The following is a 24,444-nucleotide window of genomic DNA, read 5'->3' on the forward strand; positions in this document are numbered from 1 at the left end:
GGGAAAATAATTGAGGTCAGTTGCTAATTTAAGTGCATTGCCATAAAAAAGCAACTTCTTCTTTATGTTGTGGGCATTGAAGGATATAACCTACTCCTCCATCACCCCACGTATACGGTATATTATCATCCGATTGGATCTGAAATACCAATTGATTCATTGGTTGATTACAAGTAGGACACTTTGGATATTCAGGATATTGAATCCAATCAGGCCAACCTGCTAATTTATCTCCGCTTTGATGAAATTCTTCCATTAAAATATCATCTAGTATATCTTCTTCATCTTCATCTAATGGAATTTGAAAGTCATCTATTTCCAACCAATTGGGGTAGTCATCTACCTCTTGCCAATCGACAATTAATTTAGCGGGAAATAAACCTTCGATTTCTGGTATTTCATATTCTGCTGGATGCTGATTTGGTTGTACAATTCTAACCAATTGGCATTGTGAAAATGGAGACCAACCGTCATAGTCGGAAACACAATCTTTATATACGACAAATTTGATTTTTCCGATATTTCCTTCCCAATCTACTACAGTGCCTGCAATACCCTCAGGTAGTGGTAAATTTTTAGTCGCATATTCCTTTAATTTTTCACATTCTTCAATTGTTGTGCCAAATAATCCCGTATCATGCTTAATTTCAATTACATTAGTACAATAAAATAATTGTAAAATTCCAGTTCCAAAGATATTTTTTGCATTTTGAGGAAGTTCGTCAAGATTGATTTGAAGAAAAAACTGCATAGGCTGATTACAGTTTGGGCAAACAGGCCATTTTTCATCTGCATTCAGCCACGGTTTTCCAGCGAATTTTGATGCAGTCAAACTACCATCACCTGGTTGAATTATCGGTTTGAATGCCAAACGTTTAACACAGCTTAACTTTTGTTTGAACTGCTCTTTTACTTTCAAATGCATGAACTCTTTTCTCCACCACATCAACTATCGGCTCAGATCATGATTAAACGACGGAAGCGAGCGAAGGAATTAAGCTTCAAGAGTTCTTGCAAGGCACTAAACTCAGTCAAAAAGAGTTAAAGTTCCGAACTGCAAACTTGAAACTTTATAGAAATGTTATGAGTTATATTTAATTTTGCGGTTTTGAGGATTTTGCAATAGCTCAATATAGCATTTTCTTAATAAAGTGCAACACAGCAGTAAGAGTGACTGCTTTCATAGTTGATTTAATCAAAATCAAAACTTATGTGTATTTAACAGCAAAGTATATCGTTGGTTGGCTACTTGATCGTAAGCAATTGAGAACAGCAATATATTCTTTTTAAAATCTTAAAAAATGTATTCTTGTCAAATTAACTACAAATTCTTGTTGCCAGTCGCTAAGATAAAGCTTTTAGCATCCTAAAATACAGGCGATTGCCCGGAAGTTATGTAAAGTTTTTATCAAGAGAAGGCAGTCTCGATGAAACAAGTTTCGCCTACAAAAGATGAAAGAGGATTCTTTCCCCTAAACCCTCTTTCGAGTCAGCCATTCACGCCCGGTTTTGGTACAACCAAGTATGAAAATACCTCTTTGTGTTCCCTGTTCCCTATTTTCTAGCTAGAGGGTAGGCGCGTAGTGACTTCTGTAAGTAGTTGCTGTTGCATCTATCACCTCTACTGTCATTTGCCTTCTACTTATGATCAAATGTCAAAGATTGAATCAAGCTCAAACCCATAGCTTGGTTAGAGTTAGAAGAAATAGATTTAGCATAGGTGGCATTTAGATAGAGAGAATATTTTGGTATTCCAGCCACATGATTTTTAAAGAAAGGTAGGCTTAAAGCATTCATATAGCGATGTGCTTGCTGGGGATTGTCTCCAACTAAACCCAGAGGAAATGTGACTTGCTCGGTACTTTCTTTACCCTCACCAATGACGGAAAAATGGGTTCCACCTCTAAGTAGAACAAGATACTTTTGTGAATTGGCAATCCAGGAGAAAGGCAAAATTTGTTCGTAAGCAGCAGGGGCGATCGCATCATCACTACTAGCGACAATCATGACTGGAGCTTGAATTTGACGTAAGCCTACTTCACCAAAAATACTGCTAGTAATTGGATTAACTGCAATTACAGCTTTGACTCGCTGATCGTGCAGGTTATATTCCTCGTTATTATCATCACGTATTGCTAGGGCGCGACATTGAAGTAGCAACGACAGATTCCAAGTTTTTTTGAGTACCTTTTGATTGCAGTCTCTTTTTAGTTGCTCAATGTTAATTTTTGCACCAGCTAAGGTTAAAGCTGTGTGAGCACCTAAAGATTGACCAAATACCCCAACCTGTTGTAAGTTTAGCCGATTGTTAAACCGAGAATCAGCTTGTAACTGGTCTAATATGTATTTTACATCCAGAGGTTGCTGGTAAAGTTCTGTGGGAATTGCCACATCAGCTACTTTGGTATCTACGAGCGATCGCAATTGTTCAATGTCGCTACTGGGGTAGTTGGGAACAACAACAGCAAAACCGTGAGAAGCTAAGTGAGTAGCTAAATATTGAAAGTTACTGCTGTCTGTACCCAAACCATGAGAAATCAGGATTACAGGTATTTTAGTAAGGATCTTGGGAAGATAAATATCAGTCACTAGCAGTCTTGTACGTGCTGGATCGAAAAACTTCAGTGTCTGTTTTGTTAATCCAAATCTTCCCTGAGAGGTTAGATCGGGTAACTGGGAGAGATTAAATAATGATGGAATAATAGCGGCTTCTTTTGCTTCCTGTTGGGAAACTGCTGCAATAGCGCGGTTGGTTTGGTCGAGCATTTTTCCCACTTCCGCTATTATTTTTAGGGTACGTGCTAAGTCAATTTGAATGCTGGAACTGGGATACTTACGCACTACATTCAAAAGCGTTAAGCCATCTGGCTCCTTGGCTGCTAATATTAACGCTGACCGTAAAGCTGCGAATCCTGCTTTTGGTTGGCTAGATTTGGTTTTGATCGCTTCTGTTAACCTATGTAGCAGAAATTCTCCGAGCGGCGTGTCAAGAAATTGCGAAACCGCCACTGGATGGACTTTAATTGGAGTAATTAATGCCCGCCGTAATTCTTGAAGCTGTTTAGGCTTGAGAAACTGTAAATAAGACGCCAACTCCTCGTCAACTACACCGTTTTTGGCGAATTTTTCTAAATCTGCCACTGGGATGGAATATTCTAAGACAGAGTAATATGCATAAATGCGCTGTGCTTTCAAAGCAGAATAACTTAATCCAAAAGTTGGCAGCAGCATCGAGAGAACTAGCAACACCCAACTTTTTCTTAGGGTGCGATTCCACTTACCAAAAAAGCTGTTCATTGTTTATGTAAGGGAATTTTGTTGGATGAGGCGTGCGTTTTGTTAGTTAATCTACACCCTGGATTTATGAATCTAATGCGCCTCAAAGTTTAATGAAATTTTTTGGTTTTTCTCTCGTTACCAAATTCAATATTTAACTTCAATTTGTAACTTTCCCCATCACCGTAGGGTGGGCAATGCTCATAATCTAAAAATAAGATTTTGAATAAACTCTAAGCATTGCCCACCTTACAAAAATTGCTGATAACTTATACACTTAGATGTAGAGAGCCAGATTGCTCTAATTCTCGTTACTAGGTTCAACCTGGTAACAAGAGTTTCAAGGCTTTGCCTCCAGGCTGTTAGAACTAGTGCAAGAACTGAGTTGAATTACTTATAGTTTGTCACTCGAATCAATTAATTTTCGCTAACAATAACATCATAACAAATTCCAAAAAAAGATACTATTTTAGACAAAAAATAAATACAAAAATACTATTGATTGACTTATAAATACAGTAAAAATATATAAAATTACTCATTAATTACGTTTTTTTTTCAAGGCGATCGCACTCGAACCAGCTACAACTAAAAATGCTCCAAATATTCCTATTAGTGTAGTTTGCTCAGGGTTAATTAAATTTGGTGATATGACTGATACAACCCAAACTGATAAGAAAGTAACAATGGGGGTAGAAGCCAGTACTGCACTAACTCGCGATGCCTCCCAGTGTTCTAAAGCTTCAGCAAAAGCACCATAAGCAATTAAAGTATTTAAGCCACAAAAAGTTAACATTCCCCAGTGAAATAAATCAAGTGTAAAAATTGTTTTTGGTTTAGCTAATAAAGAGAAGCATAAAGTACACCCTCCGTAAATCATCAGCATGATATTAGCAGAAGATAAAGATTTTAATAACTGTTTTTGTGCTAGAGCATAAACTGCCCATGTTGCTGCTGCTAGTACAATAAAACTACTACCTACTAAATATTGTTTGGATGCACTAAAGATAATTGCTTTATCATTAGATATAAAAAAGTCACTTACTTGTATAGATGTATTTGTCATGGGCAAATTAGTATATTGAGAAACTTTGACAAAAGACTGAAATAGTTGGTCGTGGAAAAATAGAATAAAACCAGCAATTAAAATAGTTACACCAAGCCACTGACTTAATGTGTAATGTTCCCGGAAAATCACTAAACCTCCCAAACCCATCAGTAAAGGTGCTAATTGAATAATCACTTGAGCATTAGAAGGCGAAGTAAGTGCTAAACCTTGGAGATAGAGAATATAATTAATAGCCAAGAAAATAGTTGCAATAACTAACAACTTCCAAGAAGTTGAACGCAATTGTATCAATGTCGGCAATTTTCCTCGCCAACCTAAATAAATCGCGAGCAAAACAAAGGAAATAAAAAAGCGGAACCAAGTAAGGGTATATACATCTAGCAGTTGTAGTGTCACTGTTAGTGCTATTGGTAGAATTCCCCATAAGAAAACAGTTAATATTGATAGCGCTAATCCCAAACGCCAGCGCCCAGAAGTTTGGTGTATTTGAGTCATTGGTTATCATTAGTCAAAAGAAATCTGGCATCCAAGGAGATGCTCCTGTAAATATTTGCGTGGCTGCAAACAGGGCTGTTTCTGTCGCATCCAGTTTTCCTGCTAACTGTAACTGCAATGGTGTAAATAAGCCTGTGTATAGCGGTGCTAATCCTCTAATGTCTAGTTGCAACTCACCTTTACCACCGCTTGTAACTTCACCACGTCCATTGGCAACAGAAAGGATAAACTTACCATTATTTTCTGCTAACAAGTCATCTTGAATTTCTAAATGCAGTTCGGCTTCAACGCTTAGTGGATAACCCCGCTTTTCTAATGCTTTGACTACATTGAGCACGCGCAACATCCAGTAATTTGTAGATCTAATTTTGGCAGTTTGCTCTGGTAACAACAATGTTAAGGCATCGATTGTAGATCCCCGCCAGCGCACCTTATCAATTTGCGATCGATGATTGGACATAAAACTCCAGAAAGTTCGTGCCGCAGCAGCTGTGAGAATTACCCAATCTTTGATTCTCAAGATTGTGTCATTCTCTGTACTATGTTGACTGAAGATAATGTAGCCTTGAGGATAATCTGCCGAACCGATCGCATAAGTGTAGGTTGCTTCCTTTTCATCTGGCTCGATGATTCTCTGCCAAATAGCTTTATATCTGTCTAGGTTTCCGTTGTTAAGTTTTGCTTGTTGTTGATAAATGTCATTAAATAGCTCAAGCTCAAATGAAACGGTGACAAGAGGCAGTGGTTGCTCGCTCAATTGAATACTCTTAGCAGGAATTTCCCAACTACAAAAAGCACCTCCTTGCTCATATCCTGCTTTGCGGTATAGGCGTTGTGTGGCTGGAAAAAGCACGGAGATTGGTACATCCTTGGCATAAAGTTCTTGAACAGTCTGCCGCATCAGAGTAATAGCCGCTCCTGTACCACGATATTCTGGAGCAACACCAACTGCGGCAATTCCTGTCATCGGCACTTTTTGATTACCCCACCACTGAGCCATAGGAAGATGAGCCAACCCGCCAACAACTTGCCCTTGTTGATGAAGAACACGGAAATTTTCCACACCAATTTTGTTGATATAGATATTTTCATCTGCTGGTGTGCCAATAAAACACTGTTCAAGGATTTTCCCGAACCGTTTCACATCTTCTGAATTGGCAAGCGTGCTGTATTCAAATTCAAGCGTCATCGCACCTACCGCCTAGAGCCACTAAACTACAAACATACTACAAGAGACGGTAACATAGTGCATCACCCAATTGATTCACCCCAATGGAGGAAGTTCAATTTTTCTCAAACCTAAGCAGATGTCTGATTTTGTTGGTGTTGTAACTCTGTAATTAGTGTGCGGATAGCCCAAGCAACTGCTTTGGCTGATTCCTTACCCTCTAGCCCATATTCATCTCTCATAGTGTTCCACATATCTGCACTTGCCAGATGTTGGATCACAGCGCATATTGCTTTTGCTTCAGTTGCATCTAGGTGTTCAACAACTGGCTGTAGCGATTGAGCAACAGACTCTCGCCGTTTGATGCGTAGCCGGGAGCGCACTGACTTGCCCAACTCCGATAGCAACAATGCCTGCACTAACGTAGCTTGTTCGTCAAATTTGGGAAAGACTTTTTCTATCATCTCCACAATATCATCCACAGAATTGGGATAAGGAGGATCTCCCAACTGCTCGTCTATCCATAGTCCTAAAGCTTCTAACAGTGCATCTCGATTGGGGAAATAACGATAAATTGTACGAGGAGATACTTCGGCACGTTGAGCGGCATCAGCGATCGCAAAATCTTTAATACCTTTATTAGCTAGTTGTTCTGCTAATGCTTTTAAAATCAGTTGGCGCGTTTGGGAGGCTTGTTTTTTGCGCAGCTGGCTGTTGTAAGTGCGTGTTGAACGAGGCGATCGTTCTGGACGGTTCGTGTCAGCATTCATGAAATCAATTCTAAAATGAATTTCATCTCATTGTCGCATTTGTCTTTTCTTAAAATCAAAATGCCCTCACTCTAGAAGAGTGGGGCTATACGTACAAAGCCCACCTCCGTGGGCTAAACTTTCGCCCTCATCGTTTGGTTAGATCGCCTGCATCATGGTTACATAATATAATGCCCAGTTCCGTTGGCTAAACTGCCAGTACAAGCTTTTCCCAGTTTTCAGGAGTGGAAAAAGCAACATACTGTGCTGCCATTTCTGGGGTTAACAGTTCAAGCAAGATGCTGTTTTCTACCCACAGTTCAACCACTTGGAAAAATGTCCCGCGATCGCCGAGTTGGGCTTGCCAACCTTCACGTTGGGCAATTTTCTCAATCTGTTGTTGATTCAAAGGTACGGAAATAGCAGCATGAGTGGCGCTAAATTTAGAGCCAGAGTGTTTTAATTGCAAATCTGGTAAATCTGATCTACCAGGCATAAGTTCGCTACCAATGGGATAGACTTCAATTGCAGTACCATGAGCATCCCCTGCAAAAGCGATGTAGCTGTCGGGGTAGATGGGAAAAGGATAGGCACAACCACCCCACAATTCTGCTAATACTTCGGCTACGTGTTGTGGATTTTCAACGGCGATGGAAATGTGGTGAAGCATAAGACTTTACCTAATTGGTATTTATATTCGTGTCATGTATATTGACATGAATATAGAGAAATTGCCAATAAATGTTATGAAATTGATACACTGAACTATACGAGTCGCAGGCGTTCAGATACCTCGCGGGGATCTATAAATTAGCAAACTACTGTGCCTGTGTCGAAATACAAGATTATTAGTACGTGAAGGAAGCGATGCGTTACGTTACGTTAACACAAGCAACAAAACCAGAGATATTAACTGATAAAACTCTCAAAAAAACAAAAGCTTTAAGCACTCACTAACTGAGTTAGGCGCTTGAGAATGCGAAGCACATCGTACAATTCATTGCCAGGGTTCCGGATTAAAAACCCCTTCGATAAGGCATAACGCGGTGGATTTTCTTTAACTAATTTAACGAAAATGAACTCGCTACCTGTAGCAATCATGCCAAAACTGGGTTTCTCAGGATACGGATTTCCTAACATATAGGCAAGAATTTGTGCAAGCCCTGCTTCTATCGAAAACGAGGGTTTTTTTGACTCAATAATCATTACCCAGAATTGGTCTTTTAGAACTAAGGTGTCTATTCTTCCTTTGATGATTGCATCGTCGTCATCTGGCACAGCAATATCTATAGGTTCTTCTGATTTTACATAAAAAGGAGCCAGATAAAAATCTCCAATAAAAAGTATTGGATCGACAATTGCCATTCTAACAACATCTTCTAGTAAAGGTGGATAATTAATCAGATTAAAATAGCCTGCTTTTACCTTGTCTAGAAGTAATTTATCCAAATCAGTAATTTCTGGTAAATTTTCTTGCCATTCGAGGAAAAATTGGTTATCCAAAACTAAATTAAGACTAAATTTATCGATTAAGTAGCGTAAATCAATATCTTTTACTTGGATAGTTTGCGTCATAGTTTTAGGGATTTGAGAATAGAGATTTCTAATAGAATAGAATAATCTGACACACTATCAGGATGCAGTTATGAGAACTAAATCTACTGCCCCAAGCTTTATTTTGGGAATCTTCATAGAGAAATGATATTCCAGAGTTTTTTATATATCTTCTATTCTTATTATCCCTCCAATATCTCCAACAATTGGGCTTCATTAAACTGCTTAATTCCCAAAGATTGAGCTTTTGCTAACTTCGATCCTGCTTCTTCTCCCACAACTAAATAATCTGTTTTTTTGCTGACAGAATCAGTAACTTTCCCACCTGCGTTTTGAATCAATGCTTTTGCTTCATCTCTTTTCAAAGTTGGCAAAATACCTGTAATTACAAAAGTTTTACCAGCGAATTTTTGATTGCCATTCTTCACTTCTGCATCATCTTCTTTGGTAGCAAATTGCAATCCAGCTACTTGCAAGCGTTCAATCAAAGTTAGATTTGCATCAATGTGGAACCATTGATAGACAGACTCGGCTATTTCGGCACCAATACCGTAAATACCTTCAATATCAGAAATTCGTGCTGCCTTTAATTGTTCGACACTTTTAAACTTTTCTGTCAATGTTTGAGCAGTGACACTACCAACATGACGGATGCCTAAACCATACAATACCCTTGCCCAAGATTGATTTTTTGATTGAGCGATCGCATCTACCAATTTTTCTGCCGACTTTTTGCCCATTCGTTCCAAGTTACACAATTGTTGGGCGCTCAAGTCATACAAATCGGCAACGGAATGTATTAAACCTTTATCCACAAGCTGATGCACCAATTTTTCGCCAATACCGCGAATATCCAGAGCATCACGGCTCACCCAATGTTCAATTGCCCCTTTGAGGATAGCAGCACAGGAAGCATTGACACACCGAGTTACCGCTTCACCCATCTCCCGCACTACAGGTTGCCCGCACACGGGGCAATGACTGGGCATGACAAAAGGTTTTGTGTCTGGGGGGCGCAATTCTGTAAGCACGCGCACGACTTCTGGGATAATTTCCCCGGCTTTACGAACAATAACTGTATCACCAATGCGGATATCTAACTGAGCAATGCGATCGGCATTGTGTAAAGTAGCGCGGGAAACGGTTGTTCCTGCCAGTTGCACGGGGCGCATTTCTGCTAGAGGGGTAAGCGCTCCTGTTCTTCCCACATTCACTGCAATATTTTCTACGCGGGTGGGTGCTTCTTCTGCGGCATATTTGAGCGCCACTGCCCAACGGGGAAACTTCTGCGTAAATCCCAACTGTTCTTGCAGCTTAAAGGAATTTATCTTTACTACAACCCCATCAGTCATGTAGGGTAAATTCAGCCGCTCTGTATCCCAGTATTGGTAATATTGGGCAACTTCTTCTATAGAAGAACACAGACGCTGGTTAGGATTAACCTTCAAACCCATCTTCTGTAACAACTCTAGGGCTTCCCACTGGGTATTGGCGATACTTGCATCATCCATACCGGGAATGTGCAGCGTGTAGGCAAAAAAATCTAGTCTTCTTTGTGCCACAATCCGAGAGTCTAACTGTCTGAGTGTACCAGCAGCAGCATTGCGAGGATTGGCAAAAGGAGACTCTCCCGCTTTTTGTCTTTCTTCGTTAATTTGTTTAAACACATCTAGGGGTAAAAACGCTTCGCCCCGCACTTCTACCCGTTCAACATTTTCTAGCCCTTCTAAATTTAACCGTAAAGGAATGGAACGAATTGTCCGCACATTCTGAGTGATATCTTCACCCATCACCCCGTCACCCCTAGTTGCACCTCTGGTTAAAACGCCATTTTCGTAAGTTAAAGCCAGGGCATTACCATCAATTTTCAGTTCGCAGACATATTCTGCCTCTGTTTGAGCAGGTAGCTGTCGCCGCCAGCGTTGATCCCAAGTCTGTAATTCATCAACACTAAAGGCATTTTCTAAACTGTAGAGTGGGATATTGTGGCGCACCGAAGTAAACTGTGTTGCTGGTTTTTCGCCCACTCGTTGAGTAGGGCTATCCGGTGTCACCAATTCTGGATACTTGGTTTCTAGATCCTGCAATTCTCGATACAGGCGATCGTAAACAGTGTCCTCCATAATTGGAGAATCAAGGACATAGTAGGCGTAGCTTGCCTTCTGCAATAGTTGTCTTAGTTCCTGGATTCGCTGTTTTACTTCCAATGCGATCGGTTCCACCAAAATCTATCTCCCTCCATCAACAATCAATATCAGCAAACAGGTGCGTTACACCACGTTAACGCACCCTAATGCATAGTGACTTCCAGCTAATAGCTTAAACAAATTTACCGATGCCAGTCCTCTACTTCATAGAGGAAACGTGTTTTATCCATCAATTTGCGATTAGCAGAGGTACTTTGGACAAAAACAGCATATTTTTCCAGATTACTGGGTTTGATCCGAACTGTTCCTCCAACAGGTAGCCCTAACATTTCTCGTGCTGCTTCCCCTTCAAATAAATCACCCGTCGTCCTCTCCATTAAAATTATTTCTTTATAACCTTGGATAGTTTCAGTTTTCGTGAATTCATAGAAACCGCGCCCGACTTTAAAATTTAAACCATTTTCTAAAACAAAAACTTTAATTGAAATATCTTTATCAACTTCTAAAATCTGGAAACGCCCTGGAGAAACTGCCCTTAAATCTGCTGCTTCGTAATAAGATGTCCCCTCTCGCTTCATCATGGAATTAAATATCTGATTTAATCCACGACTCATACGTCCTTGATTAATTACTTCTTGTTCGTAGGCTTGTAGTTGTTCATCAGAAGATTGTTGATAACAAACTGCTAAAAATAAGTCAGTAATGTAGGAAAATTGGTCAAGATTAACATGAAAACCACCTGATTTTTCAGCTAGTTCTTTATAAAAAGGAGTGGCGTGGGAACGATTAAGAGCTTGTACTCCATAAACCATAATTTCTTGCTTGGCTAACTTATCAATCTCCTCCCGCCAATTCAATTTTTTGGGATTATGCGCTGGTGGATGAGGAATATCATCTCCAATTAAAACCAGTGATTTTGAGGATGTATCTGACCAATTTAAATCTTGTGCTTCATGTAATACTAGTTCGTAACATTCTGGTGCATCACCACCACCAGTTGGTTCTACATTTTGGACAAAATCGCAAATAGCATCTACATCACTAGAAAGGTCAAAATTTTTAATTACATAAGTAGAGCCTTGATCGCAATAATCTCCGTGGGCGATGATCCCAATTTTTATATGGGGAATTTCGCCTATCAGTCGTGTAACTGTTTCTTTAATTTTTCTTCTTACCTGAGTTAGGCAAGGATACATACTGCCAGTGGTATCAAAGCTGAAAACTACTTCAATTTTGGTGTTCATAAAATTTAATTCAAATTAGAATTGTTTAGAAGTTATAAACTAGAGACAAAAAATTCCCGAAATAAACTTGCAAAATCTCTTAATATTGCAATCAAAAACAGTATTTACAATCAAAGATGCATACAGATGATTCAGCATTACCGAATGTAGAGACGCGATATATCGTGTCTCTACAAAAGTTTTAGCATTATGCAAAACTTTTTCATAGATGAAATCAGCAAAATCGATGATTCAAAATTGATGATTCAAAAAGTTTCTGTTCATAACACCCGCTAAAATAGATGTCAATTCAATAGCTTAATCAGTGCATTATTTAATATTGTAAAAATCAGATTAAGTGAAAATAATATAAATTTTATACTGTAAAAAAATATACTGTAGCAGCATATTTATTGAATTTATCTTGTATTAATTATTTAGCCAAAATTCAGAAAAAATACCCTTATTGTCTTCTGCCTTCTTGTACTAGCCCCCAAAAATACTTAATCCCAAACCGCTAGACAAAGCTTTAACAAAAGCGATCGCTCCTGGAGAATTACCTGCATTATCCAAGGGAGGGCTGTAGCAAGCGATTCCGCCTTGATGAGGTACTACAGCCACAAGTGTGCCACTAATGCCAGATTTCATCGGTAATCCAATCTCTAGAGCATATTGGAAAGAAGCCTCATACATCCCGCAGGTAAACATGAGTGCATTGACGATGCGGCGGTGCTGTGGTGCAATTAATTTACTTTCACACGCCAAAAGTTTTCCTAGCAGCGCTAAATCCTCGACTCTTCCAGATAAACAGCATATTTGCTCGTAAGTATCAAGGGCTATTTCTGGATTCTTCACATACCCAGCTTGGGCAAGATTTTCGGTAATTGCTTGATTAATTTGAGAAGCTGCTGAACGTACAGAAGCCAGCATCACCTCATCTAACTTGAGTTGACTACCTGCAAGTTGATTTAGCCAATCGCATAAACGCTGAGTGCGATCGCCGGCATTGTCTCCAGGCAACTTATCAGCAAGAGTAATGGCGCCACTATTAATCATCGGATTGCGGGGGCGTCTGTCATCAGCAAGTAGCTGTTCAAGAGAATTAAATCTTAAAAGCGATGGCTCAACTCCAACCCACTCAAAAACCGTCTTTGCCCCCAAATGCTCTAACAAGTACAGTAGCAAAAATGGCTTAATTGCACTCATCAGTGGAAATAAGCAAGCCGTATCCCCTACCGAGAAATCTTCCCCCGATGCACAATAGATATGAACTGCAAACCAATCAGAATTAGCTACAGCCAACTGAGGGATGCGTTCAGTCACTTGTCCTTGATATGCTTGCAATTTGGCTTGTTGTATCCAGGCTGATAACTCGGTGGTGGTGAGTGTTTCTAATTTTCTCAAAGCTGCTATAGCGATCAGAGTATTTATAGTTAATGTAAAAGATGTACCGTAAAGAGTAAGCGATCGCCACCCCAAAATTTTTTTAATTTTTAATTTTTAATTGTTATGCCTCCCCGTGTCAGAGCGCCAGAATTACCACAAAATTACCCTTGGCTCAACACAGAAAAACCCTTATCTGTGAAACAACTCCGGGGCAGAATCGTTATTTTAGACTTTTGGACATACTGTTGTATCAACTGTTTGCACATCCTACCAGAACTGAAATATTTAGAACAGAAATACAAAGACAGCCTCACAGTTATTGGTGTACACAGCGCCAAATTTGATCACGAAAAGGAAACCGAGAACATCCGCCAAGCTATCTTACGCTACGACATCGAACACCCAGTATTAATAGACAGTGGTTTTAAAGTCTGGCAAGATTATACTGTGCGTGCTTGGCCTACCTTGATAGTCATCGATCCAGAAGGATACGTAGTAGGCTCGTTATCTGGGGAAGGAAATCTTGATATTTTAGATGAACTGGTAGAAAAGTTAATTCACCAACACCAAGAAAAAGGCACTATCAATTTTCAAGAACTCCAACTTACTCTAGAAAAACAGCAAAAACCCCTAATTACACCGTTAGCTTTTCCCGGTAAAGTCTTAGCAACAATAGCAGGATTGTTCATTGCCGATTCTGGGCATCACCGTTTGGTTATAACTACCTTAGACGGAGAAATTCTGCATATAATCGGCACTGGGAAACCTGGGTTAGTCGATGGTTGCTTTCATGAAGCACAATTTTTTGCACCCCAGGGAATGACATTTGATGTAGAAAATCAAATTTTATATGTTGCAGATACAGAAAATCATGCCTTGCGTCGTGTAGATTTGCAGCGCCAGACAGTAGAAACAATTGCTGGAACAGGTAAACAAAGCCGTAATATTTATCCTCACGGTGGTGCTGCTTTGGAAATAGCGCTAAATTCTCCTTGGGATTTACAAAAGCTGGAAAATAGCCTATTTATAGCTATGGCAGGGTCGCATCAAATTTGGGAAATGAACTCAGAAAGCGGTACTGTGAAAACCTATGCTGGTACAGGTGCAGAAGCTTGTGTAGATGGTTCGCTTCATGAATCTGCTTTTGCTCAACCTAGTGGCATCACTACTGATGGGAAAGAACTATATATTGCTGATAGTGAAGTTAGCTCCATTCGAGGTGTGAAACTGGTAGAACCAAAAACAGTGCGAACTATTTGCGGTAGTGGGGCGTTATTTGGCTTTGGTGATACAGATGGGCAGGGTTTTGCAGTTCGGTTGCAGCACTGCTTAGGAATAGAATATGCTCAAAATTATCTGTGGGTTGCCGATACCTACAATCATAAAATTAAATTAGTTAGTCCCAATACAGGTAACTGCCAAACTATATTGGGAGATGGTGTGGCTGGTTTGGAAGATGGGCAGGGTAAGAATAGCCGCTTTTATGAACCTTCAGGATTGAGTGTAATTAATTCTTTGCTATACATTGCTGATACAAATAATCATGTTATTCGACGTGTGGATTTACATACGCTGGTGGTGACAACATTGGAATTTGCTGGATTATGTGCTCCAGATGTATGTATCCCACTGTAGTAAAGAGGCGATCGCTATGATTTTAAAGGATACACACCCTCGTGTAATAGGCAGCAAAGGTATTTGAGTAAATTGTCTAATTCTAACTTTCTAAAATCTCTATCTCGAAACGACTCCCATAATTTAACTTTTATTTGTGCCATTTTTAATTTGGCGCACCCTTGTATAGAAATAGTACAACCTTTACTCACCAGCTATTTGTACAAAAATCATACTGAGTTATTTTAAGATAATTTGTATAAAAATAGTTATTAAACTAGCTTGATTATGAGGTTATTTTATAAAAACTTTAACTTAAGTTGATGTTAAATAAATGGCAGATTATGCTATTAAACTAGTTTAAATTATGATGAATATTGGTCATCATAAATTTTTGTGCCTGAACTATTATGACTGATAAATTTATACCACTAGACTGTGATGATGTTGTACTTTTGGGTAAAGATACATTTAAAGTTAGTAGATTAAAAGATTTAGTTGAGCAACACATTAAACAGAGATTACAACGATGTGTTTATGAATCTAATAGTCTTGAGCCTGGTGTTTCTATAGTTGAGCTATTTAGTTTAATTTCTTTAGCTGAACACCAAATTAATCTCAATGAAATTCAATACAACTATAGTATTAATGGTTATATTTTAAGAATTGGTAGCCAAGGCTGGCAAAAAGGAAAGCTAAAGATTGAGGTATGTATATCAGTTATCGATTCTAATCTAAATCAAGTTTATTTAGAGTTTCATCCTGAAGAAATAATAGAACATGATCCTCTTTTAGATGATATATATAAAATATTATCTGAAAACTAGTTGGGCAAACTAGCAGTTGGAATTACCAGATAGGTAGTACCTGCTCTATTAAGCTTATAAATTTTCATGAACACCATTCTCCACATTACGAAACGAAAACAGTGGGAGCAAGCAAAACTTGCTGGCATCTACCAAAGCGAAAGCTTTGAATCTGAAGGCTTTATTCATTGTTCTACACCACAGCAAATAACTAGAGTGGCTAACTACATTTTTGCCAATCAAACAGGATTAGTACTTCTTTTTATTAATCCTGAAAAGGTGAAGGCAGAAATTCGTTATGAAAATACTGAATTAGACGAACTATTTCCTCATATTTATGGTGCCTTGAATATTGATGCTGTCTTCAAAGTGATTGATTTTGAACCAAATGAAGATGGATTATTTCGACTACCAAAAGAAGTATAAAAATCAAAGGGAATAAGGAACAGGGAAAAGGGAACAGAAAAAGAAATATTTTCATGCCCTTGACTTCTGTCTTGACAATAGGGAATGATATCTTACGAAATTCCCATAGACTGCAAAATTCTTTCTCGTTTCTTGCGTGCAATTTCTCTTAAATCAATACTCTTGTCAGTTTCATCAACGATTTCACCAGTTATCACCTCAAGTACATCTTCTAAGGTGATAACACCAGCAACATTTCCGTATTCATCTACGACTACGGCTAAATGTTCATGGACTTCAATAAAATCTTTCAACAGTAGATCGGCTCGAATTAATTCTGGAACGAAGCGGACTTTCCGAGTTATAGTAACAATTTTTTGGTCATTTTTACCTTCAACAATTGCTGCTAGTAATTCTTGTTTTAAAGCAAATCCAATAACTTGATCAATCGAGTTATCAATTACAATAATTCGCGTATGCTGTGAGTTGATAATGTCTTTTTTTGCCTCTGCTAAAGTCAAATCTCCATTGAGGTATGTCAGTATAATTCGAGGTGTCATCAAATCAGATGCGGTTAAATCGTTTAATCGAAATATTCTTTGAATCATTTCTGCTTCATTGCTTTCAATTATCCCTTCCTGTTGACCGATATTTGCTAAAAGTTTGATTTCAGCCTCATTCGTGGTTGGCGGCTTTTTACCTTTTGTAAAAGGTGCAGTCACAGTTTCTAGAACCCAAACAAGAGGTGTAAAAGCAATTGATAGTGCAGTTACAGGCAATGCGACAAGTAAAGCGATTCGTTCTGCGTAACGTTCACCAACTGTCTTGGGGATAATTTCACCAAAGACAATAATTAGGAAAGTCAAAACACCAGAAAACACACCTAGCCAAGCATTTCCCAATACTCTAGTGGCAATATTACCTGTGAGAATACTGCCAATGATATTGAAAGTATTATTCAGAATGACAATAGTAGCGATCGGACGATTCATATTTTCACGAATTGCTAAGAGCGCGATCGCCGAAGGGTGATTTGATTGAGCTAATTGTCTGACTCTAAGTATAGAAACAGAAAACAGCGCCGTTTCTGAACTAGAACAAAGCGCTGAACCGAAAAGAACAGAAAATATCACAAAAACCAGCTGTAGCATAATTTTTCCCAGAAATGGGAAGAGAAACTAGAGGGAAACAGACACCAGCAATCCAAGTTGATTACTGAATCACTTGTAGAGGTAGGAGATAGGAAATATAGAACAAACAAGAAAGAATAAAAGTGTACTGAGTTTTTTCCAAAATCAAATAGAAGTCTTATCTTGATGAATTGAACGCTTTGAGAGCGCTATGTGGAGTATAAGTTTAACTCAAATTTTGCACTTCACTCTCACACTCTAACTACGCCCAGAACTGAGGTACTAGGCTAATAGCTTAAGTCCATTTTACTGGACTGAAAACCTTCGTGAATAGGTATTGATTCTTTTTGAGAGGACTTACACTGTGAGCTAGGAAATTCCCCCTAACGGTTATTATGGCTGATACAAGATTTCAGTGAATCAAAACAATTGGTGAAAAAACAATCCATAAAGCCGTTGCTCTCAAGCGATTTTTATTTGTTTGACCAAAATTGGATCTAGAATTTTGTCAAATTTAATTGATATCATTCTCAATAACATAAGCTAGAGGTAAAGTTTTCACAGTAATTAAATGATTATTATAACTGAGTGAGAAAGCAAGCCTTCTCCTGATACAATAAATTTTTGGCAATAAAAGCCTCGTATTTTGATAAGAATTATATTCGATTACTTTTTTAGCAGCTTTTCCAAAGCTAAGTTTGAACTGGAGGTTACATTTGATGAAGCGGCGGCAGTTTGTCTACTTAACTGGATTAGCGACTATTAGTGGTGGATTAGCGATCGCTTGTGATGGGAATCAAACTCCCACTGCTGGTGACGAGGCAACATCCCCACAAGCTACCCCAGCAGGAACCACGGGTGGTGCATTAGAAAAAGAGTTAGTAATTTACTCAGGGCGCAACGAAAAACTGATTGGCGAACTGGTTAAACAGTTTGAACAACAAACTAACGCTAAGTTGCAAGTTCGTTACGGTGATACAGCTGAATTGGCAGCAGCTATTTTGGAAGAAGGAGCAAATAGTCCAGCAGATGTGTTTTTTGCTCAAGATGCTGGTGCATTAGGAGCTATTCAAAAAGCTGGTAAAGCTATAGAGTTACCATCCTCAATTCTGAATCAAGTCGCCCAATCTTACCGTTCACCACAAGGTAGATGGGTAGGTGTCAGCGGCAGAGTACGTGTTGTAGATTACAACACGAATTTAGTGAAGCCAGCAGAATTGCCAGCATCCATCTTTGGCTTTACTGAACCGAAATGGAAAAATAGAATTGGCTGGGCGCCTACAAATGGCTCTTTTCAATCTTTTGTGACTGCCTTGCGGATTTCTGAAGGAGAGGAACGAGCTAGGAAATGGTTGGAAGGAATTAAAGCCAATAATGCTAAAGTTTATCCCAACAACCTTTCAATCGTAGAAGCTCTCAGTCGTGGTGAAGTTGGTGTCGGTTTTGTTAATCATTACTATCTAGAGCAATTTAAACGAAAAAATGCTCAAGCTCCTGTAGAGCATCATTTTACCAATGATGTGGGTTCCTTGGTAAATGTGGCAGGAGTGGCAATTTTAAATACAGCCAAACATCCTAACATTGCCCAAAGATTTGTCGAATTTCTGCTCAGTAAAAATGGGCAAGACTACTTTGCAAATAAAACTTTTGAATACCCACTCGCTTCAGGAGTTGTTCCCAAAGGAAACTTAAAATCGCTCGATCAACTTCCCAAGCAAGCTAAAGCAATTGACTTAAGTAATCTCAGTGATCTAGATGCCACACTTAAACTGTTGCAGCAAGTACAAGTCATTTAACTGGTTTAAAAAATTATCTGATTTGGAAACAACTCTGAAATTACTACAGCAGGCAGGAGTTTTGTAGGAGTTGAAAGCGGTTCGCCCTCCATTATTTCTCACATTAGCGGCAGCGGTAGTGGCAGTTGCCATTGCCTTGCCATTAGTTTACCTAGTCATTCGCACTGCCGGTATTGGTGGGGAAGAGTTGTGGCAATTGATTTCTCGCCCTCGCAATCTGATGATTTTTGTCAACAGTGCAGTGATGGCAGCAATTGTGACATTTTTTTCTGCCCTGATTGCCCTACCACTGGCGTTTTTAACCGTGCGGACAGATTTACCAGGACGGCGCTTGTGGTTAATATTGACTACGTTGCCCCTAGCAGTACCTAGCTATGTGGGAAGTTTTACACTAATTGCGACTTTAGCACCACGTGGCAGTTTTTTGCAGATATTACTTGAACCTCTAGGCGTTAAAGAGTTGCCTTCTATCTACGGTTGGCCGGGAGTAATATTAGCAATTACACTTTTTACTTATCCTTATATGCTGCTAAGTGTGCGTTCTGGCTTACAAGGTTTAGATCCTTCCTTGGAAGAAGCTTCTCACAGTATGGGTTACAACGGCAGAGAAACCTTTTTTCGGGTGATTTTGCCGCAGTTGAATCCATCGGCGATCGCCGGCGGATTATTGGTAGCACTGTATGCCTTGCGAGACTTTGGTACACCTTCTCTGATGCGGTTTGATGCCTTTACGCGGGCGATTTTTGTGCAATACAAAGCCAGTTTTAACCGTAACTCAGCAGCTGCTTTGTCTTTGATGTTGGTAGCACTGGTACTGTTAATTTTATGGTTAGAGTATCGAGTGCGATCGCGTGCTGCTTACTACAGTCGCGGCTCTGCATCTAGGCGTCTGCCAAAAATTGTCAAATTAGGAATCTGGAAATGGCCTGCTTTCGCTTTTTGTCTTTTAATTTGTAGTTTAGGTGTAGCGTTACCAGTCGGGATTACTATATTTTGGCTGATACGGGGATTAAATAGTGGCTATACTTTTCCCAATTTGTTACCAGCAGTTCTCAATTCAGTTTTGGCAGCAGGACTCGCAGCCGCAGCTACAATTATATTCGCCTTACCAATCGCCATTCTCTCAGTTCGCTTTCCCAGTCGCATCACTGCGATAATTGAACGCTGTTCCTATATTGGGTTTGGTGTACCGGGAATTGTAGTTGCCTTGTCGTTAGTGTTTTTTGGTGCCAATTATCTGCCACTGCTGTACCAAACTTTACCAATGTTGATTTTTGCATACTTGGTATTATTTTTACCGCAGTCAGTTGGTACTGTTCGCAGTTCGCTATTACAAGTCAATCCCCAAATTGAAGAATCAGCACGCAGCTTAGGCAGATCGGCTTGGCAAACACTAACAGAAGTGACTCTACCTTTAGTCCACCCAGGAGTTTTAAGTGGAGCAGTACTGGTGTTTATAACGGCAATTAAAGAGCTACCCGCAACTATGCTATTGGCACCAATTGGCTTTAACACCTTAGCAGTACAAATTTGGCAAGCAACAGAAAACGTTGATTTTGCCGATGCTGCTGCTGCCTCACTAGCAATGCTTTTAGTTTCATTTGGTTCTACTCTATTAGTGTTATCACAAGAAAAACTCAATACTAAAACTTAAATTTTAAGATAAAGAAAAAAAATAAGGCAGTAGACGCAAAGCGGCTACTTGCACCAAGTCGCTGCGCGCAAGAGCGCAGGTAGGCAGACAGCAGGTGGCAGAAGGAAAGAAATATTAACTTGTTTATTTCATTCGTAGCGGATGGTATGTCGCCAGTGCAGCTGCTTTTAAGAAAATTTCTTATCTTTAATCATAGTGTGTTTGCTTTTTTGACATTAATTTAACTATGCAAAAAGTAATTCTACGTTTACAGGACGTAACCAAGCAATTTTCAGAAAATACAACTCCTGCTGTCAAGAACGTATCTTTGACATTACAAACAGGAAACATCTTGGGATTACTCGGCCCATCTGGTTGTGGTAAAACTACACTACTGCGAATCATTGGTGGTTTTGAACGTCCGCAAACGGGAATAGTAGAAATAGACGGGCAAATAGTTGGCGATCGCACTACTTGGATACCGCCGGAGAAACGTGACATTGGCATTGTTTTTCAAGATTATGCCTTGTTTCCCCATTTGACAGTTACAGAAAATGTTGCCTTTGGGTTGAAAGGCTATGGTAAACAACAAATACAAAAACGTGTAGCAGAAGTACTTACCCTTGTCAGACTCGAAGGCTTTGAAAAACGCTATCCTTACGAACTTTCTGGCGGACAGCAACAACGCGTTGCCCTCGCTCGTGCCTTAGCACCCCAACCAAAGCTCATGCTCTTGGATGAACCCTTGAGCAATCTTGATATCCAAGTTAGGTTACAATTGCGAGAAGAAATACGAGAAATTCTTAAAGCTGCGGGAACTTCAGCTATTTTTGTTACCCACGATCAAGAAGAAGCGCTCGCTGTGTCTGATACTGTGGGTGTAATGCGGCAGGGGCATTTAGAACAAATTGGTACGCCAGAAGAAATTTATACTCATCCCGCCTCCCGATTTGTTGCTGAATTTGTCACTCAAGCTAATTTTTTGCCTGCCCGCCGTCAAGGTAATTTATGGGAAACAGAAATTGGTTGTTTCGCCGTTAAAGCTAGTCATAGCCATGAAATTGGCGAAATGATGATTCGCCAAGAAGACTTTATCTTAAAGCCAGCTACAGATGCTCCCGTAGTAATCCGCACGCGGCGATTTTTAGGACGTGAGTATCGCTATTGTTTGCAAACTCCTTCTGGCAAAGAACTACACGCTCGAACAATGATTGATACAGCCATAGCCGAAGGAACACGGGTACAATTATCGATTGCAGATGATGCGGTGCGAATTTTTCCAAGTAAATAATGGCAAAGTTATCCCGATGACAAAACCCGCAGATGTCAGCACCAAAAGGTTAATTAGTCTCGCACCCGATAACTGGGTAAGATGGGTAACACAAATTCCTAACCTTGTCGCCAGTGAAATTCTCAACTCCGAATTCCAGTGAATATAGGCAAGCTAGCAAAAATAGCTTGGGCAACCCAAACTAACTTAGCAAAGAGCATGGGTTCAGGGAGTGTTAACTATGTACTTCTCGATGTCATCCAGCACCGCATGAGCTGCAAGGATATTAAATCCATACCAGACTTTGGAATTCACAAAATACACTTGATTTTGCTGCACTGCTTTGAGCTTGAACCATAAGGGCTTCCGTTGAAGTTGTTTTATGACAGAGCTGTCATTTTCACTATAAGTAGCAAGAAAAAGAATATCGCTATCAATTTCTGGTAGAGTTTCTTCAGAAATCATAGAATTTGGGATATTCAATATTCCAGATATCGGTTTTAGTAATCCCAGTTCGTCCAAAATTCTATTCCCAAAGGTTTTGCGTGTGTAACGGAGTTGGCCACCGGAAGCATATAAAAATGATGCTCGAATGGGTTGTTGGCGACTCTCTTTTGTAGAAACTGCTCCTTCATGATCTGCCGCAGAACTTACACTCAATACTTGCTTCAATTTTTGAACACGGCGATCGTAGTCATTTAGAAGTTGAGTGGCTAATTCTGTTTTTTCAAGCACCCTGGCAACATCTTTGAGGTGTTGCTTCCAATCGCCTCTGGTTTCCATCCAAGGCAAAACTACTGTAGGAGCAATTTGTGACAACTGGTTATAGATTCCGTTAAATGTCCCATGAGAAATAACAATAATTAGGTCGGGATTGAGTAATACAACTTGTTCTAAATTAAGTTGGGAGCCGTACATCAGCTTGACTCCATCTCGCTTTTCCCCAAGGTAAAGCATATTATCTACATTTTCATACTGTAGATACGCCCCAACAGGTTTGGTATTCAAAGCAAGTAGATGACCAAGATCAGTTTGAGACAAAGCTATAATTCGTTGTGGATTTAGAGGGATGCAAGTGTTTCCCTTTATATGCTGTACAACTAGGCAGGAAGTTGAGGTTAGTTTAGCATTCAACATTTTGCTACGATCAACAACTGTGCTGCTACAAGCTGAGACAATCACAACTGTGAGTAGTGATAGCAATAGCCGTTGACTTACGCCCCTCCATTCCCGTTTGCAAAGCAGGGAAGCTAGCATTGGTTCAAGGCAGCAACTGACGAATCTTCTGAGCGACTCTCCAAAGGAGACGCTACGCGATCGCCTGTAATACTTCATCCACTTGTTGATCCACCTGTTCATTCGTAAACCTTGCTACACAAATTCCCTTCGCTTCAACAAACAGTTGCCACTGTTGGTCATATTTGGTTTCTACGGATTTAAAGTGACTATCACCATCAGTTTCAATGTCTAATTTGAGTTCAGGCACTTAGAAGTCAACCACAAACGTACCAGTTTAGGTTATTGTCGTCATTGACAGGGGTTGTAAGGTTGGGGAAAATCAAAACTCAAAGGAAATAGTTCCTTGTACTGTGAATGGTGCACCATAAGAGACCCGCAATCGATTAAAGGCATTTTCAAAGTAGTCCACGTCGAAGAGGTTTTTGATATTGAGAGCAGCACGGAATCCCTTTCGCTTGTAGAAAATAGCAGCATCTGTTGTTAAATAGCTGGGTACTTCAAATGTATTTCCAGTATCTCCGGCGCGATCGCCCACATAGAAAAGTCCCAAACCAAACCCCAAACCTTGCAAGTCTCCTTGTTGAATTTCATAGGTTGTCCATAAGCTTGCAGCATGAGGAGTCGTCTGTAGTACGCGATTGCCGACTGGAATGCTATTATCTTTGGTGACGCGAGCATCGTTGTAAGCATAACTGGCAAAGATATTCCACCCCGGTAAAATTTCACCTGCAATGCTAAGTTCGATTCCTTGGCTGCGCTGTTCTCCAGTTTGAATAGAGAAGCCTATATTATCTGGATCGTCGGTTAGAACATTCGATTGGGTAATATCGTAGAAAGCCAGTGTAGTTGAAAGCCTGTCATTCAAATCTGCTTTCACCCCAACTTCATACTGAGTACCCCTTGTAGGCTCAAAGTCGCTGCCATCAAAGGCTCTACCAATCGCTGGCTCGAACGAGCGGCTGTAGTTAGCATAGAGAGAAATGGGCGGTATCGGCTGATATACAATTCCCACACGCGGACTAAAGGCGTTCCCTGATTGACTTGTTTTTGTATCGGCGAGAAAGTCCCTGTCGGTTTGCGTAAAGGTATCAAATCTACCACTCAAGAGCAACTTCAAATTATCTGCGAGCGTCACCTGATCTTGCACCAATATACCAAGTTCATCTGTCAAGATATTTGTATCGCCTCTAGATGTAATCGCTCCAGGTGGTTGACCGTAGATTGGATTGAATAAGTCGATTGGCGCACCCGATCTATTCGTAAAACTATCACTGTTCTCCAACCTTCCTAGATCGATACCAAATAGTAATTGATGCTTGATCGAACCAGTCGAAAACCTGCCAACAATATTGGTCATAAGCCTATAGTCACTATACTGGCTATCAAAATTCTCGAATGATCTCAGCAGGGTACGATTATCGGGCAAAAGTCGAGTGCCAAGGTTAATTCCATCACCATCATAGACAAGATTCCCATATCGAAAC

20 protein-coding genes and 1 pseudogene are annotated in these 24,444 nt (G+C 39.8%); 7 read left to right on the plus strand and 14 right to left on the minus strand.

The annotated features are described in order from the left end of the window. Positions 1–28: 28 nt before the first annotated feature. The 10 genes from U2718_RS30160 to U2718_RS30205 all read right to left on the minus strand — a co-directional run bounded on the left by U2718_RS30160 (position 29) and on the right by U2718_RS30205 (position 13,085). Positions 29–925, minus strand: a complete 897-nt coding sequence (locus tag U2718_RS30160) for a DUF1963 domain-containing protein (protein ID WP_342001191.1) — start codon at positions 923–925, stop codon at positions 29–31. 713 nt (positions 926–1,638) lie between these two features. Next, entirely contained in the window at positions 1,639–3,297 is a 1,659-nt protein-coding gene (locus U2718_RS30165; RefSeq protein ID WP_342001193.1) for an alpha/beta hydrolase, read from the minus strand. A 520-nt stretch (positions 3,298–3,817) separates the two neighbouring features. After that, positions 3,818–4,840: a DMT family transporter gene (locus U2718_RS30170; RefSeq protein ID WP_342001194.1), complete on the minus strand. Its 1,023-nt coding sequence runs from the start codon at positions 4,838–4,840 to the stop codon at positions 3,818–3,820. 13 nt (positions 4,841–4,853) lie between these two features. Further along, positions 4,854–6,029, minus strand: a complete 1,176-nt coding sequence (gene eis / locus U2718_RS30175; protein ID WP_342001196.1) for an enhanced intracellular survival protein Eis — start codon at positions 6,027–6,029, stop codon at positions 4,854–4,856. Positions 6,030–6,139: 110 nt separating this feature from the next. Next, entirely contained in the window at positions 6,140–6,778 is a 639-nt protein-coding gene (locus U2718_RS30180) for a TetR/AcrR family transcriptional regulator (RefSeq protein ID WP_342001198.1), read from the minus strand. Between the two features lie 187 nt (positions 6,779–6,965). Then, positions 6,966–7,427 (minus strand): hypothetical protein, encoded by a 462-nt coding sequence (locus U2718_RS30185; protein ID WP_342001200.1) that lies wholly within the window; start codon positions 7,425–7,427, stop codon positions 6,966–6,968. 272 nt (positions 7,428–7,699) lie between these two features. After that, positions 7,700–8,332: a restriction endonuclease subunit R gene (locus U2718_RS30190; RefSeq protein WP_342001201.1), complete on the minus strand. Its 633-nt coding sequence runs from the start codon at positions 8,330–8,332 to the stop codon at positions 7,700–7,702. Between the two features lie 161 nt (positions 8,333–8,493). Then, positions 8,494–10,533, minus strand: a complete 2,040-nt coding sequence (gene ligA, locus U2718_RS30195; RefSeq protein ID WP_342001307.1) for an NAD-dependent DNA ligase LigA — start codon at positions 10,531–10,533, stop codon at positions 8,494–8,496. Positions 10,534–10,640: 107 nt separating this feature from the next. Further along, positions 10,641–11,702 (minus strand): vWA domain-containing protein, encoded by a 1,062-nt coding sequence (locus U2718_RS30200; RefSeq protein ID WP_342001202.1) that lies wholly within the window; start codon positions 11,700–11,702, stop codon positions 10,641–10,643. Between the two features lie 465 nt (positions 11,703–12,167). Beyond that, positions 12,168–13,085, minus strand: coding sequence for a glutaminase (locus tag U2718_RS30205; RefSeq protein WP_342001309.1), 918 nt, complete (start codon positions 13,083–13,085; stop codon positions 12,168–12,170). 105 nt (positions 13,086–13,190) lie between these two features. Here U2718_RS30205 and U2718_RS30210 point away from each other — a divergent pair, with 105 nt between their 5' ends. The 3 genes from U2718_RS30210 (at position 13,191) to U2718_RS30220 (ending at position 15,913) form a co-directional block, all read left to right on the plus strand. After that, entirely contained in the window at positions 13,191–14,702 is a 1,512-nt protein-coding gene (locus U2718_RS30210; protein WP_342001203.1) for a thioredoxin-like domain-containing protein, read from the plus strand. A 389-nt stretch (positions 14,703–15,091) separates the two neighbouring features. Then, positions 15,092–15,508 (plus strand): KGK domain-containing protein, encoded by a 417-nt coding sequence (locus U2718_RS30215; RefSeq protein WP_342001204.1) that lies wholly within the window; start codon positions 15,092–15,094, stop codon positions 15,506–15,508. 66 nt (positions 15,509–15,574) lie between these two features. Beyond that, complete coding sequence (locus U2718_RS30220; protein WP_342001205.1) at positions 15,575–15,913, plus strand: DUF952 domain-containing protein; 339 nt, start codon at positions 15,575–15,577, stop codon at positions 15,911–15,913. Between the two features lie 92 nt (positions 15,914–16,005). On the opposite strand, the gene U2718_RS30225 is transcribed toward U2718_RS30220, so the two are convergent. Further along, positions 16,006–17,043: a hemolysin family protein gene (locus U2718_RS30225; protein WP_342001206.1), complete on the minus strand. Its 1,038-nt coding sequence runs from the start codon at positions 17,041–17,043 to the stop codon at positions 16,006–16,008. Positions 17,044–17,741: 698 nt separating this feature from the next. Here U2718_RS30225 and U2718_RS30230 point away from each other — a divergent pair. The 4 genes and pseudogenes from U2718_RS30230 to U2718_RS30245 all read left to right on the plus strand — a co-directional run. Continuing rightward, positions 17,742–18,818 (plus strand): iron ABC transporter substrate-binding protein, encoded by a 1,077-nt coding sequence (locus U2718_RS30230; protein WP_342001207.1) that lies wholly within the window; start codon positions 17,742–17,744, stop codon positions 18,816–18,818. Positions 18,819–18,888: 70 nt separating this feature from the next. Next, on the plus strand, positions 18,889–20,472 hold the full coding sequence (locus tag U2718_RS30235) for an iron ABC transporter permease (RefSeq protein WP_342001208.1): 1,584 nt from the start codon (positions 18,889–18,891) through the stop codon (positions 20,470–20,472). A 226-nt stretch (positions 20,473–20,698) separates the two neighbouring features. Next, positions 20,699–21,742: an ABC transporter ATP-binding protein gene (locus tag U2718_RS30240; protein ID WP_342001210.1), complete on the plus strand. Its 1,044-nt coding sequence runs from the start codon at positions 20,699–20,701 to the stop codon at positions 21,740–21,742. Positions 21,743–21,758: 16 nt separating this feature from the next. Further along, positions 21,759–21,881: pseudogene (locus U2718_RS30245) on the plus strand (transposase); the annotation flags it as partial. A 65-nt stretch (positions 21,882–21,946) separates the two neighbouring features. On the opposite strand, the gene U2718_RS30250 reads toward U2718_RS30245, so the two are convergent. The 3 genes from U2718_RS30250 to U2718_RS30260 all read right to left on the minus strand — a co-directional run. Continuing rightward, positions 21,947–22,762 (minus strand): iron-siderophore ABC transporter substrate-binding protein, encoded by an 816-nt coding sequence (locus U2718_RS30250; protein WP_342001212.1) that lies wholly within the window; start codon positions 22,760–22,762, stop codon positions 21,947–21,949. Positions 22,763–23,030: 268 nt separating this feature from the next. Next, positions 23,031–23,207 carry a DUF559 domain-containing protein gene (locus U2718_RS30255; protein ID WP_342001214.1) on the minus strand — a complete coding sequence of 59 codons (177 nt, stop codon included), beginning with the start codon at positions 23,205–23,207 and terminating at the stop codon, positions 23,031–23,033. A gap of 72 nt (positions 23,208–23,279) precedes the next feature. Next, positions 23,280–24,444: TonB-dependent siderophore receptor (locus U2718_RS30260; protein ID WP_411813390.1), on the minus strand; the 1,165-nt coding region annotated here is incomplete at its 5' end.

The sequence above is a fragment of the Chlorogloeopsis sp. ULAP02 genome (assembly GCF_038404745.2).
Taxonomy (GTDB): Bacteria; Cyanobacteriota; Cyanobacteriia; order Cyanobacteriales; family Nostocaceae; genus Chlorogloeopsis.